The following is a 14,541-nucleotide window of genomic DNA, read 5'->3' on the forward strand; positions in this document are numbered from 1 at the left end:
TAAAGGAAAGTCGATTCTTTAAATAGTCAACCGGAAAATTCGGGCTTTTCATACAAATTTTTCCACTTGGCATAGATTTCTAAAAATTCTCCTTTTTGAATGGAGTTTTGGATCTCTGTAAGAAAATTTTTCATAAAATGTAAATTATGATACGTCGAAAGCGAGAATGCAGTGATCTCTCCTACGTGATGTAAGTGTCTGATGTACCCTATACTATATCTTTTACACACCTTACACGTGCAATTCGAGTCTATAGGAAAATCGGAGTTCTTCCATTTTTCGTTTCTTAAATTGATTTTCCCTAAAGTTGTAAATACTTGGCCGTTTCTTGCGTTTCTGGTCGGAAGTACACAATCAAACATATCGACTCCATTTTTCACTCCATCTAAAATATCCGGGACCGTACCAACTCCCATCAAATAAAGAGGACGATTTCGATCTGTGTAGGTTGCAATACCGTTCAAAATTCGAATGAAATCTTTGCGAGGTTCTCCGACCGAAAGTCCTCCTATTGCGATTCCGTCAAACGGCAGTGAGGTGATCGCGTTTAGACTTTCTAATCGAAAATCAAGATCAATTCCTCCCTGAAAAATTCCGAAAAGATGTTGGGAGTTCTTATTCTTTTCCCAATATTGTACCGACATTTCTGCCCATCGATGGGTTCTATCTAAGGATTGTTTGAGCCTTTCCGGGCCAGAATCGAAAGGCGCACAGTCGTCTAAAACCATCATTATATCGGAACCGATACTTCTTTGTATGTCTATCACTGAATTAGGAGTAAAATAATGTCTGCTCCCGTCTATATGAGATTGAAAACGAACTCCGTCCTGTTCGTACTTAAAAAGTGAATTTAAACTGAATACTTGATACCCGCCGCTGTCTGTTAGAAGTGCTTTTTTCCAGGTCGAGAATTTTTTGAGTCCCCCAAAACGATCCAATACGGAGGTCCCCGGTCTGAGATATAGATGATATGTATTTCCTAATATTAGAGAATACTCAAGTTCTTCTAAGTCGTCCGCTGAAAGGGTTTTAACGACTCCTCTTGTACCTACGGGCATAAATACAGGGGTTTTTAATTCTATTCCGTTTAAATTTAAAATTCCGGTTCTGGCTCTAGTGAGAGTGTCTTCCGAAGTTGTTTGAAAAATCATTTACTAGAAGAATGTTCGTTGCAAGTTCCGTAAATGTTCAAGCTATGACCGGTGATTTTAAAACCGTTTTCTCTGGCCGCTTGTTCTTGAAGTTGTTCTATTCTTTCGTCTAAAAATTCCACGATTTTTCCGCAGACTGTGCAGATGATATGATCGTGATGCTTGTGTCCTATTATATGTTCGTAATATTTGTAATCCTTTCCAAAATTATGTTCTTGTAATAGACCTGCTGAAACCATTATGGAAAGTATCCTATAAATTGTGGCTTTGGAAATTTGATCTCTTTGATCCTTAAACTCTTCTAAAAGCCCTTCCGCGGTAAAATGATTGTGAAGGGAAAAAATTCTTTCGGCTACTAACATTCTCTGATTGGTAATTTTTAAGCCTTCTTTTTGTAAATATTCAGAAAATGTCTGCATTTCCATACGGACTGCTGGTTCCGTTTTATTTAGAATGGCTTCTTGTTTTTCTCGATTCATGTTAGATCACCAAAGGACGAGTCAAGATTATCAGGGATCGATCTTTCCGGCAATAGAAAAATACCAAGCCCTTTCTGTCTCTTCTGCGATCCGAACTGCCATAATTTTTAATAGTCTAGCTTGAGCTTGGCTTTCACTTTCTCTGAACCCAATTTGATCGGAGAATATGATTCTCACTGGGATCTCGTCTCTTTCCAGAATTATTTTTTGTCCACCCGCTTTTTGTAGTTCTATACGGACTATGATCGTCATTTCTCTAGAGATCGATTGTCCTCCTTGATCGAGTAAGTTTCCGACGAGTTGGTAATGGACGACTTCTCCATAGAGTCTATAAGAGGCGTTTGATTTTTCTCTGGTTTGAAGGAATCTTCCTCTAGTATCTATCTCAGCTCGAACTAATTCCGTAAGGAGTGTCTGGACTCCCATTCCGTACGAATTGTTTCGAAAGTTTTGAATATAGATTTTCCTCTGTTCATCAGGGATTGGTACTCCGCCTATCTTGGGAGGATTTCCCGGTTCTCTTGTAAAGTATGCACATTGATTGAGTTGTAGAAAAACTAAAGCCAAAATCGCCAGTCGGGCAATAAACATAGTTGGAAAGGTCCTTTGTGGTCGTACCTCCGTGCAAGGAGTTTTTTCGATTCCCTTTTCAGCTTTACAAATTTCATTTTTTGGTCCATTTTTTCGGAAGATGAAAAGATTTTTCGTTTTTTCAATTTATGTTGTCCTGTTATTTTTTTTGATTTTCCGGGAACTGTGGGCGGAGGACCGACCAGAATTCCCAGAGTTACAAGGAAAACTTAGGTTTCCTATGGAAGTGCAAACACCCGTTTCAGGTTCTTTTGCAGAATATAGAACTCACCATTTACATATGGGAGCTGATTTTAAAACCTTTCACTTGAACGGTTTTCCTGCAATTGCTCCTTTTGATGGAGTTGTAGAATCTATTTCCGAATCTCCGACCGGATATGGACTCAACCTAATGCTTCGTTCTTCTTCCGGGTTAAGAGCTAAATTTGCACATCTTTTCAATTTAGAAGGTGCAAAAAAAGAACTGGAGAATTTGAGACAAGCGCTTTATCTTTTAAGTGATGGAATTTTCTCCGTAAAGTTTTTAGATCATAAATTTTCCGTAAAACAAGGACAACCGATTGCAAGAATCGGGGAATCGGGTACCGGAGTTCCACATTTACATTTTGAACTTCATGGAAATGGAGATACTTTTAATCCTCTTGCGTATTTAAAGATGAATGATCGGGACGGAACTCCGCCCGAATTGTTAGTTCTTTACGTAGATTCTTCTGACGGTCAGAAATTTAGAATCCCTCTTCAGAAAAAAGAAGAGGGGATTTATGAACTCAATGACCCAGAGCCGCTCAAGTTAGGTGGGGAAGTTAGGATCAAACTTGGTGCGTTCGATCGCATGAATTCTCGCAATAAGAACAATCTTTATTTTGCGAGACTTATGTCCGAAGGAAAAATTCTCTATGAAAGAAAGTTTGAAAAAATGAGCTATGCGGAGGCGAGAGATCATCAATCCATTTATGATTCAAACCGTTCTTCTCTCAATCCACCTGTTTATGTTTATAATCTTTTTTCTTCTCGTAAACCAAGTCTTGATCTTAGGGAATTTTCAGTGAACCAAGAAATTCCCCTGGAGATCATAGCAGGAGATAAGGAAGAAAACCATTCTTCCCTTAAAATAAGAATTTCTAATTCTGGTTTTAAAGGACATTCGGAGAAAAAAACTGAGACGGAATATTCGTCTTCGGATCGTAGGTTTTTACTCAAGACTCCGAAAGAAAATACATTCGGAAAAGGGAATATTTTTTTCGAAGTGGTCGGAACTCCAGCCAGTGAAAATTTTCTACCTGAAGGTTTGGTTTTAAAGAGTGAACTGATCGAAATTGAATCTACCGGAATTAGTTGGTCTGGTGAAGCCAAACTTCTCTGGAAAGGTAAAAAGCTAGGAAAAGGAGAAAATCTTTATCTATTCGAAGAAGGAACTAAACGTTGGGTGATTCTAAAAACATTTTCGGAGATTGGAGGAATCGGAGCCGTTTTAACTAAGATAGGAATTGTTGCAGTTTTGGAAGATCGTTCTAAACCCAAAATTGATCATCCATTTTTAATTTCCCGTTATAGATTTACGCCGGAGGTCCGACCAACTGCCGTCATTGAAAGAATGTATTCTATATCTGATGTAGGTTCAGGATATGCGGGAGGAGCCGAGATACTTTTGGATGGACAAATTTTTCCGTATGAATTTGAATCCGATCGTAAAATGATTCTTGTAAAGATCCCCCGATCCTTTGCAAAATTTAAAAGAAGACTTTTACTTCAGGCGAGAATTAGAGATAGAGCTGGTAATTTTTCTGATTGGTTAACCGACCTGATTGATCTAGGACAAATGCTGGAAGACGAAAAAAGCTAATTAACGTGAGTTCGACTTAAGGAGAGAGTAAAAGTTGTAAATTGTCTTTGGATCTCAAGTTTGAAGAAGGTTTTTTGGGAAAAAATGCAACTAAACCGCTTAATAGATTAACGGCCCAATTGAGAAAACTTCGTATAGTATGTTGAATCTGACAGATATTTTTAAGTTTATCATTACCGATTCAATGATAGCTCTTTTTCTTAAAAGAATTTTATCAACGAAAGGTATTAATTTATTCTTCATATTCTTTTTAAGTTTTGTAATGAGTTGAATTCCTTTTTCATAAAGACTTTCAAACAAAGATTGGCTTATGTATCTCCAAAAAGTTTACAGCGCGTCCCAAAACTGTATTTTACTTTATCAGAAAGATCAAGCTGCAAGGTTCTTATCGTAAATATTTTTAACAAGTGGAAAGATCACTTTCAAATTCCTATCGTCCACATTTTCAGGAGGTTTCATAAATGATAATATTTCACCTCGATCATTTATGATTAAATGCAATTTAAAGCTGTAAAACCAGCCTGTGCTTGATCTTTCTGACAAAGTAAACTAACGTGAGTTAGACGTAAGAAAATTGGGGCGAATAATAAACTCAATGCAACGACTCCCTACGGGTCGTCGTCGCAGCTCGCAAATTTCATAGTGGACTGGCTCACGACCTAAAACGCGATCCATAGAGAGCGTTTTGCTGAGTTACTTCGAGCGACCGTAGAAGCGAGACGCTGAGTTAACGCTTTTGTAAAAAGCGTTTTACTGAGTTCTTTTCGCTCCAATTCCTTCGGAATTTTTCAAACTCAGGTGCTGTTCTCTATGGATCGCAGCATAATAATCGCTTTCGCATTTGTTATGCCGAACTCACGTTAAACTAGAGTTTTGAGACCGGCGCTGTAAAGGATTTCGATCATTTTTCGAGAAGTCGCATGATTAATTTTTTAGCACCTTTTTTAACGTGAGCAGGGCGTAAGAAACTCATGATTCTGAAAAAAGTTAGAATCTGAACTTTATAGATTGATTTCTTAAATGTAGGAACTACTGCAAAATTTCATTCGGAAAAGTATGATTTAAAATCGTAAAAAAGATAAAAAGAGACGTAATTTGTGGGAACTACCACAATTTATAAAATAGAAGTTTATAATACTTGAATCTATCGTATTCAAGTGTGGGAACTATTACAAAACTTAGGTTTGTCTGTAAAATGATGTGGGAACTACTGCAAATCACGATTTTACGAACAATTCACAAAATTGTAGGAACTATTATATTTGTTTGAAGTTTTACTACATTTTCAAAGGGTTACACTGAAATTTCGGAGTCTGTGGGAACTACAACGTTTTATTAAAAGATGTAAAGATGATTTAGTTTTGGGGTGAATCTTAATTTAAAAAATTCTATGGAGAATCAGTGAGTAGGGCCACCCTTTCTAAATGTAAGTCCCTTTAAGTATTTGGAAGGATTGACGGGCCGCCCATTTTTGATAACTTCAAAATGTAAATGAGGTCCGAAAGAATAACCAGTAGAACCTGATCTTGCGATTTTCTTTCCTGCTAAAACGTAATCCCCTCTTTGAACGAACAGTTTAGAGTTATGTGCGTAGAGAGTTTTGAAATCGTCCGTATGTTCGATGACTACTACGTTGCCGTAACCACCCATCCAACCGGCATAAATCACCTTACCATTTCGGGCTGCTGCGATTGGTTCGTAAAATGCTTTTAAATCAAGACCTTCGTGGAACTTTTTTCTAGGAAAGGTTCTAAAACCGAAATTAGAAGTTACAATTCTAGATGCAACCGGGATCACCCATTTAGGTGTAGGATCTGGAATCACCGCGCCTGGTAAAAACACTTTCTGACCTGGTCTAAGAATATCTAGATCGTCTAATTTGTTTTCCAACAGAATCTCGTCTAAATTGACTTTGTAAAGACTGGCTACTTTGGCGACTGTATCACCGGTTTTCATCTTGTAAAGAAGACCTTGTTTATTCGGAATACTCAATACTTGTCCCGGATAAAGAGTATCTTCAATTTTGATATTGGAAGAACCGGCTATGGACTCCATCGAAACTTTAAAACGGGTTGCTATTTCGGCTAACGTTTCATTCCGTTTTACGCGATACGAAGTAACTTTGAATTGTTTTTTCTTTTCGGAAGGGTTCTTTAATTCTTTCGCCATCAAAATCGTAAGTTTCGCTTTTTCGGATTCTTCCAAAAATTTTTCGTCCCCTGATTTTGCTTTTAAGTCTTCGGAATCGTTTTCTGTAACCTCGTGTCTGGAAGAATCTATCATTGCGTTACTCGGATTCATTCCGAATCCCAAGATCGCAAGAAAAATAAGTACGGATGCAAAGATAGGAATGAGTCTGAATTTTCTTCTGCGAAAATCCAAATTTCCGTGATAGAGGTTTCCTCTAAAATAAAAAGAATAATGAAAATGAAACGCGCCCAGATAAATCAGGGTGAAACTTTCTGTCCTAAGGATTTCTTTTCCTGCGGTCAGTTGTCTGGGCTTTTTGAAGATCATATAGAAAAAATATCGGCCGTTTTTCGCCCTTTCCTAATACAAAGGGAGAGGACTTATTCGTCCTTTCCGTTATCTAAGGTTCTGGTTCCGCCGAAAGATTCTTCTACGATTTTTTTTACGTCTTTCTTTTGTCCGCCAGTGATTGTTATATTTCCTTTGGCAACCACTCCTTTGGCAAGATGAAGGGCAGGTGCTATGATGTCTCCTAGAAGTCTTCCGGTTTCTTCTAAACGAACTTCGTTTTCGGCTTTGATGTTTCCGATCATGGTTCCAGAAACGGTCACTTCTCTGGCCGAGATATTGGTTCTTACTTTACCGGTTTCTCCGATATAAAGAGTATCGTCCGTTTTGATCTCTCCTTCGAATTTACCGTCGATCCGAAGAGAACCCGCAATATAAAATTTCCCTTCAAATATGGACCCTGGACCGATTACGCTGTTATTATTTTCCCTGCCGATGGCCATCTAAAACTCCTGCTAACAATCGAAACTGTCCCTTGGTTCGGGACATGCCGTAAATCTATTTGTGTATTCAATCCCAAAACGACAAGTATTTTTGTTCGGAATTAACGAATCAAATCATCGTCTCCCTGGAAAATATTCGTTTTCTGCTTCTTTTTTGGCTGTGTATGATGAGTAGTTGGTTCCGGCTCCGGAATAAAACCGGCCCCACGATGATCGTCACAAACTTCTTTCGGTACGGTTTCCTTGGTAAAATACTCTTCTTCGGTTTGATGACAATGAGAGCCAGGAAGTTTTCCGGAAATAGAACAGATTTGTTTGCGAACTACTCCCGTTTCTCCGAAGTGAAACGGCTTCGATTTTTCTCTGGAAAGTGCGTTGGACATAAACCTTCCCCAAATGGGAGCCGCTACTACTCCACCCGACATCCCTTTTCCCATCGATAAGGTTCCAGTGTCGTAACCTAACCAAACCACGCTGACTAACTCAGAAGAATAACCGGCAAACCATGCGTCTCTAAAGTTATTCGTGGTTCCTGTTTTACCCGCTGCGGGACGACTGAGCCCGTACGAGGCCGCGCCAGTTCCGGTTCCCTTTTTGATTACGTCTTCCATCATGGAAGTAAGAATGAAACAAACCGCTGGAGAAAGAATTTGTTTTCTTTCTTGTTTGTTTGCTTCTTCTCTAAAATCCTTGATCACTTTGCCGGACCCGTCTTCTACATAAAGAACGCTGAGAGGAAATACTTGTTTGCCTCCGGATGCGATCACCGCATAGGCACGCGCTAATTCGTAAGGTGATACTTCAAAAGTTCCTAAAGAGATGGAATAATTTCTAGGAATGGGTCTGTTTTCTATCTGAAGAATTTTTTCTAAAAAAGGCATCAGATTGCTGATCCCCGTATGTTCCAATACTCGGACGGCGACGCTGTTTCTGGAAAGCTCTAAGGCCTCTCTCAATTTTATAAATCCTGAATATTCTCCCGTATAATTGGATGGATTCCATTCATCACCGTCTTCTAATACGTATTGCAAAGGAGAATCCGAAAAAAGAGATGCAGCGGTTACGTTTTTTTTGGGATCCGGATGTTCATTAAAATATTCCATAGCTGCAGCGTATATGATAGGTTTGAACGCAGAGCCCGGTTGACGATAGGCTTGAAAGGCTCGGATCTGCTGATTGTCAGAACGAAATCCGGAACCTCCCACCACTGCGGTTATATATCCGGTATCCGGTCTCATCGAAATCAAAGCGCCTTCGACCGGTAAAAGAAAGTCTTCCGTTTGTTGGTTTTTGTAGTTCCAATCGATCGTTTCTCCCAAACTTTCGGTTCCGCTCAATAAATTGAGAGCGCTGAGTTCGTCTCTTAAATCTTCTTGCCAAGCGCGGTTGAAGGTTCTTGCCGATCTGGAAATTTTAAATTTAAAATCCGGGATGTCGTTTAACATCGATAATAGATCGTAGATTTCTCCGTAGGCGTCGTCGAACGCGTCTATTTTTGTGAACGTTCTTTGATTGGATAACGCGGTTTGCGCTTTGAGTCCTGCATACAACGCTTTTTCAGCCTGCATTTGGTGTTGTATGTTCAAGGTGGAATAGATCTTGAGACCACCGCTGTAAAGTGTGGATTTTGGAATATAACGTGTCAGATTTTTACGAACGTATTCTGTAAAGTATGGAAAACGATTGAGTCTGTCTCCAAATGCGGAATCGTTGGGAGAACGATTTAGAGTAATATAATATTCTGAAAAACTTTCGTATTCTTTTTCCGCGGTTTTGACGTCTAAAATTCCGTTCTCCACAAATTTCTTAAATACAACTCTGACCTTGGCGCTGGATGAATTTGGATTTACCAAGGGAGAAAATTCGGTGGGCCTTGTGGTAAGGCTCGCTAACAGTGCGGATTCTCCCCAGGTTAAATCTTTTACGTCTTTTCTAAAATAAAATCTGGCAGCGGCTCCTACTCCGATCGTTCCATGTCCGAGTGGAATTTCGTTGAGATAAATTTCCATCAGTGTGTTTTTATCGAAAACCACTTCTAAAAGTAGTGCCAGCCAGGCTTCTCTTGCTTTACGAAGAAAAGAACGTTCTGTATTTAAGAACCTAAGTCTTGCTACTTGTTGGGTGATCGTCGAGGCTCCTTCTTTGATCCTTCCCGCAAGTATGTTTACCATAAACGCTCTAAAAATTCCACGCAGATCCAATCCCCAATGAGAATAAAAATTATTATCCTCGGTGGAGACGAAACTTCGGATGAGTTTGTTCGGTTTACCGTCCGCTTCCGGTGGAAGTTCTTTGATGTTCAAAACGACCCTGGAAAAACGATAAAATTCTGCGATCGGTTCGTATTCGTTTTTTTCGCCTAATCCATATAATACGGACGGTTTTTCGTATTGATTGGATTCTGGAACTCTCCATAAATCTTTGATGGAGAATACGAATAAAAACCCGTTCAAAAACAATAAGGCCGAACAGAGTTTGAGCAGTTGTTTAAGTGGGTTTTCGGAATTTAAAATCCTAGATAGGATTTTATCCCGGAAATGAATGACGAAAAAACGGAAAAGATAACTGACTGGTTCTTGTTTCATGTTCGATTAAACTTCTTCCAACGGTGAAAATTCCTTCATACTATCTACTCCTTGAAATCGGAGTCCAGTATCCAAGTTGTATCCTTGGTATTCTTTTAAAAATGCGGATCGGCTCATTTTGTTTTCCAGATAATTCCAGGCGTGGGTCAGTGCTTCTTTGCCGTTTTGTGCGGAACTGTTGATCAGTTCTACAAAAGAATCTTCTCTTACGATCGATGGATCTGCGGGATAGTTCCATTTCTTTTTTTCTTCGTTCATAATCCGTTTGTCTATATGTTCTTTGAGCGGAAGCATGAGTACCGAAGACCTGACTTTGTGAAACGTGATCTGATCTAGAAATTTTAGCGTTCCTCGTACCCATCTACTTCTAGAATCCATAATTTTATGAAATTCTAAATAACCTAAAAAGGATTCGTTTAACAAATCTCCCGGAATGATTTTATCTTCAGAACCTATATAATATTTTTTGAATTCTTCGGAGAAAGTGGATTTGAGTCCGCGTAGCCAAAAATGCCAGAGCATAGGGTCCATTTTCCAGATTTTTTTTTCGGATTTAAAGATGGCGTCTACGTGATGTACAAAGTCGTATTCTTTTGGAGTCATTCCCCATCTATAGTCTAACAACCAAGAATCCAGTGCGTTTTCCACTCTCATATGATTGTATTGTGCGAGACTACTGATTTTTTTGTCCTTATTGTAAAAATCTCCGGAGATATAAAAGATATACGGATGAGTGACTATGTCCACGACACAATGACATATATAACCCAATGTAAACGCGATATAACGATCTCTGTGAATTCCTTCTTCTGTCTGTAGAATCAGATCCAAAAAACTCAGTACTAGTTCCGCGACTAAATTGTGATGACTCATGTCTCCCCATCTGGTGGCCTTCTTTGTTTTGTGGGGAGAAAATATATGATAAAAATAAAATATATCCGGAGCGATGGCTCCTATGTTTGCGAACTTTCGGTTGGATTCTGCCCGCATCAGAACTGCGATTTTTCTTTGGTCTGCGGTTCCGTGATCCAGATGTTTACAAATCTGAGAAAGTACTTCTAGATGAGTGATTTTACCTGCCATGACTGAAAATGCCTTTTAAAAAACGGAACCCTTTCGGAGCGTGTTCTAAAACCATTTAGAATTGTACGTTTCACTATGCAATCAATAGAAAAATTAAAATTTTTAACAGAACCACAGGTGAGATCCATCGCCGAACAATTTGGAACTCCTGTTTTTGTTTATTCCAGAGAACGAATCGAAAAAAGTTGTGAGGTCGCTCTTGCGTTTCCGAACGCTTACGGTTTGACCGTTCGATACGCTATGAAGGCCAATCCCAATCGTACCGTTTTAGAAATTATGAAACGAAAGGGAATTCAAATTGACGCAAGTTCTGAATACGAAGTCTTGAGAGCGATCCACTACGGATTTAAACCGGAGCAGATCATGTTGACTTCTCAAGAACTCGCCAAGGGTCTTAAGGAATTGGTAGAAAGTGGAGTGGTTTTTAACGCTTGTTCCCTTCGTCAGCTCGAAACCTTTGGAAATTTATTTCCAGGAAAAGAAGTCAGTGTTCGGTTTAATCCGGGACTTGGTTCCGGTCAGACTAAAAAGACGGACGTGGGTGGAAAAACTTCTTCCTTTGGAGTTTGGTACGAGGATATAAATCGGGTGAAAGAGATCGCGTCTAAGTTTGATCTGAAAATTTTTAAGGTTCATACTCATATCGGATCTGGAAGTGATCCGGACGTCTGGAAAGTGGTCGCTCAAGTTTCGCTTGATATTGCCGCTCAGTTTTCGGAATGTAGGATCTTAAATTTAGGCGGTGGTTTTAAGGTAGGTAGAATGGAAGATGAAAAAACTACTGATTTTCAAAAGATCGGTCCGCCAGTGGTTGAACTCTTTCAGGAATTTGCAAAAAAACACGGAACTGAACTCCATTTAGAAATCGAACCTGGCTCGTTTTTAATGGTGAATAACGGTTCTATACTTACTACCGTGGACGATATTGTTTCCACTGGGGAGGGTGGTTATACCTTTGTTAAATTAGACGCAGGTATGGACGTAAATACTAGACCTTCTTTGTATGCCGCCAAACATCCTTTAGTCGTTATTCCCAAAGAAGGAGTTCATTCCGGCAAAACTGCGGACTATGTGTATGTTGGTCATTGTTGCGAGAGTGGGGATTTATTTACTCAAGCGGATGGTGGCGGTCCGGTTACAAGAATAACAGGAGAAGCTAAATTAGGAGATTATGTTGTTATGGAAGGTGCTGGGGCATATTGTTCTTCTATGTCTACGAAAAATTACAACTCCTTCCCTGAAACGGCTGAGGTTCTACTGAATTCGGATGGAAGTTTTCAGCTGATTCGAAAACGTCAGAATTGGGAACAGATCTTTCAGAATGAAGTCTTTGTTTCTCTCTGAAAAAATCTACGTTTTGATTTTAGCCGGCGGGACCGGTTCTAGAATGGGTTCTAAAATTCCGAAACAGTTTTTGGAATTAAACGGCGAACCCATTCTTCTTCATTCTTTAAAAAGATTTCAAACTTGGGGAAAACAAAAACGAATCGTACTGGTTTCTCATTCCGAATCGATCCAAAAAATTGAATCGATCTGCTCCCCTTATTTAGGAAACGAAGATAGGATCGTTGAAGGTGGAGAGTCTAGGCATTCTTCCATGTTATGCGGTTTGTCTGTTTTGGATTTTAAAGACGAAGATATTATTTTGATTCACGACGCTGCCAGGCCTTTTGTTCTTGCGGAAGAATTAGATTCTCTTTGTGAAAAAGTGCGTTCCGACGGGATAACCACTTTGGCTTCGCGCACTTCCGAAACTGTATTAGAAGAATTGAATGGAAAAACCGTGTCGTTTTTAGACCGGGAACACATCTGGTTTATGAAAACTCCTCAGGGGATTCGTGGCGATGTTTTGAAAGAACTGCTAACGTTTTCTGTGGACTCGATTCCCACCGATCTTTGTTCCTGGGCTTTAACTTTTGGGAAAACTTCTTCTATTGTGGAATCGAATCCTTTGAATCTTAAAATTACTCGTAAGGAAGATTTGGACCTTGCGGAAGTTTTTTTTTCTTTATTTCAAAAGATTTCATCGGATATATAACTACTCAGAACTATATAACAAAATACTTATTTAATAGTTTATGCTTTAATCCTATGAATTCAGAGAAAGAAAATAGGCGCCGTCGGACCGGGTTCTTTAGCTCCAGTCAATAAATTGAAGGTTCGCTTGAAAACAAAACCTTTTCCTAAATTCACGTGAGTTCGACGTAAGGACTCATCATTCTGAAAAAAGTTGAGATTTGAATTTTACTGATTGATTCTTAAAATGTAGGAACTACCACAAAACTTAGGTTTGTCTGTAAAATGATGTGGGAACTACTGCAAATTCACGATTTGTGAGAGTTCCCACAAATTTTGTCGTATTACGAATTTTTAAACATTCATTTTGAGTGGTTGGAATTTGTAATAGCTCCTACATTTTTAAAATCGAATTGTTAAAATCTGTGAATTGTGGTAATTCCCACATTTAAGTAGGGATGTAGTTACGACCTAAAGTTTTACTGTTAAACTTTGTGAGAGTTCCCAAGTCCAATTTTTTTCTAAAAAATTGACCTAGGATAAACAGATTCTTTACACCGAACTCACGTTATATTATTCTGAGATGCCCCCGAAATTAGTGCCATTGTAAAGTATTAAAAATCTCCTTAAGCAGATCGTCTTAAATATTCCTCCGGAGTTATCCCCTCCCCGAGTGAACTATGCGGCCTCACTGAATTGTAGAAGTTTCTCCAAACTTCGACAAGACATCGGGCTTCTTCAATATTTTTAAACCAATTTTCATTTAAACATTCGTTTCGCATCTTACCGTTAAAACTTTCAATGAAAGCATTTTCCGTCGGTTTTCCGGGAGTAGTAAAATGAATATCAATCTTTTGTTCCAAGGCCCAACTTAAAAAAGATTTTGAAGTAAACTCAGAACCGTTGTCCACAACGATTTGTTTCGGCAGACCATAAACTTTGATTGCTTCATTCAAAATTTTTATAACTCTTTCAGAAGGAATTGAAAACTCAGGTTGAGTTGCTATCGATAAACGACCATAGTCATCGATTATATTCAAGATTCTGAATCTTCTGCCTGAATAGAGAGAGTCCTCCATTGACCATCTTTCTCCAGGTGCTTTTGGTAGAAGTTTAGGAACTGTTGGCAGAGACAAGCGCTTGTGTTTTCGTTTGATTCGGTATTTTAACCCCAATTCCACGTACAATCGATAAATTCGCTTATGATTCCTCGCTTCTCTTTTCGTATAAAATTATGGATCTGTCTGTAACCTGCTCTTTTATACTTATATGCCAATTCTCGAATGCGCTCTTTAAGATCCTTATCTTTATCAAAGTATTCTAATCTGTTTCGAAAGCCGGTTCGAGATACTTTCAGGATGCGACAGGATTTCCGTTCTCCAAGTGTTGGCTTGATGAGCACTATCGCTTCCTGTTTCTGTTCCCGGCTTACCACTTTTTTTCAAGTAACATCTTGATCGCTTCGTTTTCCAAGGCCAACTCTGCATAGAGCTTTTTCAGCTTACTGTTCTCTTCTTCCAAGGTCTTCATTCGTTTTAAATCGCTCAGTTCCATTCCGCCGTATTTCATACGCCATCGGTAAATCGTATTTCCGCTAATTCTATACTTACGACAAACTTCTGGAGTCGATTCCCCTGACTCCGATTCCTTCAATACCTTGTGAATCTGTTCTTCACTAAATCGTTTCTTCATGCTTCCTCCAAATTTATTATACATCAAAGAGGATTTCAAACATTCTAACTGGTTCTAATTTCGGGAATTTTAGTAGAACGCTCTCACCATAACCAACCACACAAGTATTTGGATCTCAAT

11 protein-coding genes and 2 pseudogenes are annotated in these 14,541 nt (G+C 39.0%); 4 read left to right on the forward strand and 9 right to left on the reverse strand.

All coding sequences use genetic code 11. The features are described 5' to 3' along the window. Positions 1-26 precede the first annotated feature (26 nt). The 3 genes from tgt to lptE are packed head-to-tail and all read right to left on the reverse strand — an operon-like array spanning position 27 to position 2,221. Complete coding sequence (gene tgt / locus LEP1GSC049_RS209125; RefSeq protein ID WP_004754012.1) at positions 27-1,151, reverse strand: tRNA guanosine(34) transglycosylase Tgt; 1,125 nt, start codon at positions 1,149-1,151, stop codon at positions 27-29. Beyond that, complete coding sequence (locus LEP1GSC049_RS209120; RefSeq protein WP_004754831.1) at positions 1,148-1,630, reverse strand: Fur family transcriptional regulator; 483 nt, start codon at positions 1,628-1,630, stop codon at positions 1,148-1,150. Before LEP1GSC049_RS209120 ends, tgt begins: the two co-directional genes overlap by 4 nt. 30 nt (positions 1,631-1,660) lie before the next feature. Further along, the gene (lptE, locus tag LEP1GSC049_RS209115) at positions 1,661-2,221 is read right to left on the reverse strand and encodes an LPS assembly lipoprotein LptE (protein ID WP_016561180.1); all 561 of its coding nucleotides are present in this window, start codon (positions 2,219-2,221) and stop codon (positions 1,661-1,663) included. Positions 2,222-2,236: 15 nt separating this feature from the next. Between lptE and LEP1GSC049_RS2000000228900 the strand changes: the two genes are divergently transcribed. Then, complete coding sequence (locus tag LEP1GSC049_RS2000000228900) at positions 2,237-2,434, forward strand: hypothetical protein (protein ID WP_004777305.1); 198 nt, start codon at positions 2,237-2,239, stop codon at positions 2,432-2,434. 7 nt (positions 2,435-2,441) lie between these two features. After that, on the forward strand, positions 2,442-4,064 hold the full coding sequence (locus tag LEP1GSC049_RS209110) for a M23 family metallopeptidase (RefSeq protein WP_004754513.1): 1,623 nt from the start codon (positions 2,442-2,444) through the stop codon (positions 4,062-4,064). 99 nt (positions 4,065-4,163) lie between these two features. Here LEP1GSC049_RS209110 and LEP1GSC049_RS2000000227055 read toward each other — a convergent pair. The 5 genes and pseudogenes from LEP1GSC049_RS2000000227055 to LEP1GSC049_RS209085 form a co-directional block, all read right to left on the reverse strand. Further along, positions 4,164-4,607 (reverse strand): annotated as a pseudogene (locus tag LEP1GSC049_RS2000000227055) (transposase). An 855-nt stretch (positions 4,608-5,462) separates the two neighbouring features. Further along, on the reverse strand, positions 5,463-6,581 hold the full coding sequence (locus LEP1GSC049_RS209100) for a peptidoglycan DD-metalloendopeptidase family protein (RefSeq protein WP_004753514.1): 1,119 nt from the start codon (positions 6,579-6,581) through the stop codon (positions 5,463-5,465). Between the two features lie 53 nt (positions 6,582-6,634). Further along, a complete protein-coding gene (locus LEP1GSC049_RS209095) occupies positions 6,635-7,045 on the reverse strand; it encodes a bactofilin family protein (protein WP_000974282.1) in 411 nt (136 codons plus the stop codon). Between the two features lie 101 nt (positions 7,046-7,146). Continuing rightward, on the reverse strand, positions 7,147-9,630 hold the full coding sequence (locus tag LEP1GSC049_RS209090; protein WP_004754730.1) for a penicillin-binding protein 1A: 2,484 nt from the start codon (positions 9,628-9,630) through the stop codon (positions 7,147-7,149). A 6-nt stretch (positions 9,631-9,636) separates the two neighbouring features. Further along, positions 9,637-10,713, reverse strand: coding sequence for a zinc dependent phospholipase C family protein (locus LEP1GSC049_RS209085; RefSeq protein ID WP_004755366.1), 1,077 nt, complete (start codon positions 10,711-10,713; stop codon positions 9,637-9,639). Between the two features lie 75 nt (positions 10,714-10,788). Here LEP1GSC049_RS209085 and LEP1GSC049_RS209080 point away from each other — a divergent pair, with 75 nt between their 5' ends. Both LEP1GSC049_RS209080 and LEP1GSC049_RS209075 read left to right on the forward strand, forming a co-directional pair. Further along, positions 10,789-12,057 (forward strand): diaminopimelate decarboxylase, encoded by a 1,269-nt coding sequence (locus LEP1GSC049_RS209080; protein WP_004763064.1) that lies wholly within the window; start codon positions 10,789-10,791, stop codon positions 12,055-12,057. After that, positions 12,035-12,751, forward strand: a complete 717-nt coding sequence (locus LEP1GSC049_RS209075) for an IspD/TarI family cytidylyltransferase (protein WP_004755107.1) — start codon at positions 12,035-12,037, stop codon at positions 12,749-12,751. The genes LEP1GSC049_RS209080 and LEP1GSC049_RS209075 overlap by 23 nt, the downstream gene beginning before the upstream one ends. A gap of 604 nt (positions 12,752-13,355) precedes the next feature. Here the strand turns inward: LEP1GSC049_RS209075 and LEP1GSC049_RS2000000229315 are convergent. Continuing rightward, a pseudogene (locus tag LEP1GSC049_RS2000000229315) lies at positions 13,356-14,421 on the reverse strand (IS3 family transposase). Positions 14,422-14,541 lie beyond the last annotated feature (120 nt).

Source organism: Leptospira kirschneri serovar Cynopteri str. 3522 CT (assembly GCF_000243695.2).
Lineage (GTDB): Bacteria > Spirochaetota > Leptospiria > Leptospirales > Leptospiraceae > Leptospira > Leptospira kirschneri.

What these genes read in the sequence shown, in the direction of transcription:
- LEP1GSC049_RS209095 (WP_000974282.1), bottom strand. Translation starts at nt 7,045, where the DNA reads ATGGCCATCGGCAGGGAAAATAATAACAGCGTAATCGGTCCAGGGTCC.
- LEP1GSC049_RS209120 (WP_004754831.1), bottom strand. Translation starts at nt 1,630, where the DNA reads ATGAATCGAGAAAAACAAGAAGCCATTCTAAATAAAACGGAACCAGCA.
- lptE (WP_016561180.1), bottom strand. Translation starts at nt 2,221, where the DNA reads ATGTTTATTGCCCGACTGGCGATTTTGGCTTTAGTTTTTCTACAACTC.
- LEP1GSC049_RS209075 (WP_004755107.1), top strand. Translation starts at nt 12,035, where the DNA reads ATGAAGTCTTTGTTTCTCTCTGAAAAAATCTACGTTTTGATTTTAGCC.
- LEP1GSC049_RS209110 (WP_004754513.1), top strand. Translation starts at nt 2,442, where the DNA reads ATGGAAGTGCAAACACCCGTTTCAGGTTCTTTTGCAGAATATAGAACT.
- tgt (WP_004754012.1), bottom strand. Translation starts at nt 1,151, where the DNA reads ATGATTTTTCAAACAACTTCGGAAGACACTCTCACTAGAGCCAGAACC.
- LEP1GSC049_RS209100 (WP_004753514.1), bottom strand. Translation starts at nt 6,581, where the DNA reads ATGATCTTCAAAAAGCCCAGACAACTGACCGCAGGAAAAGAAATCCTT.
- LEP1GSC049_RS209085 (WP_004755366.1), bottom strand. Translation starts at nt 10,713, where the DNA reads ATGGCAGGTAAAATCACTCATCTAGAAGTACTTTCTCAGATTTGTAAA.
- LEP1GSC049_RS209090 (WP_004754730.1), bottom strand. Translation starts at nt 9,630, where the DNA reads ATGAAACAAGAACCAGTCAGTTATCTTTTCCGTTTTTTCGTCATTCAT.
- LEP1GSC049_RS209080 (WP_004763064.1), top strand. Translation starts at nt 10,789, where the DNA reads ATGCAATCAATAGAAAAATTAAAATTTTTAACAGAACCACAGGTGAGA.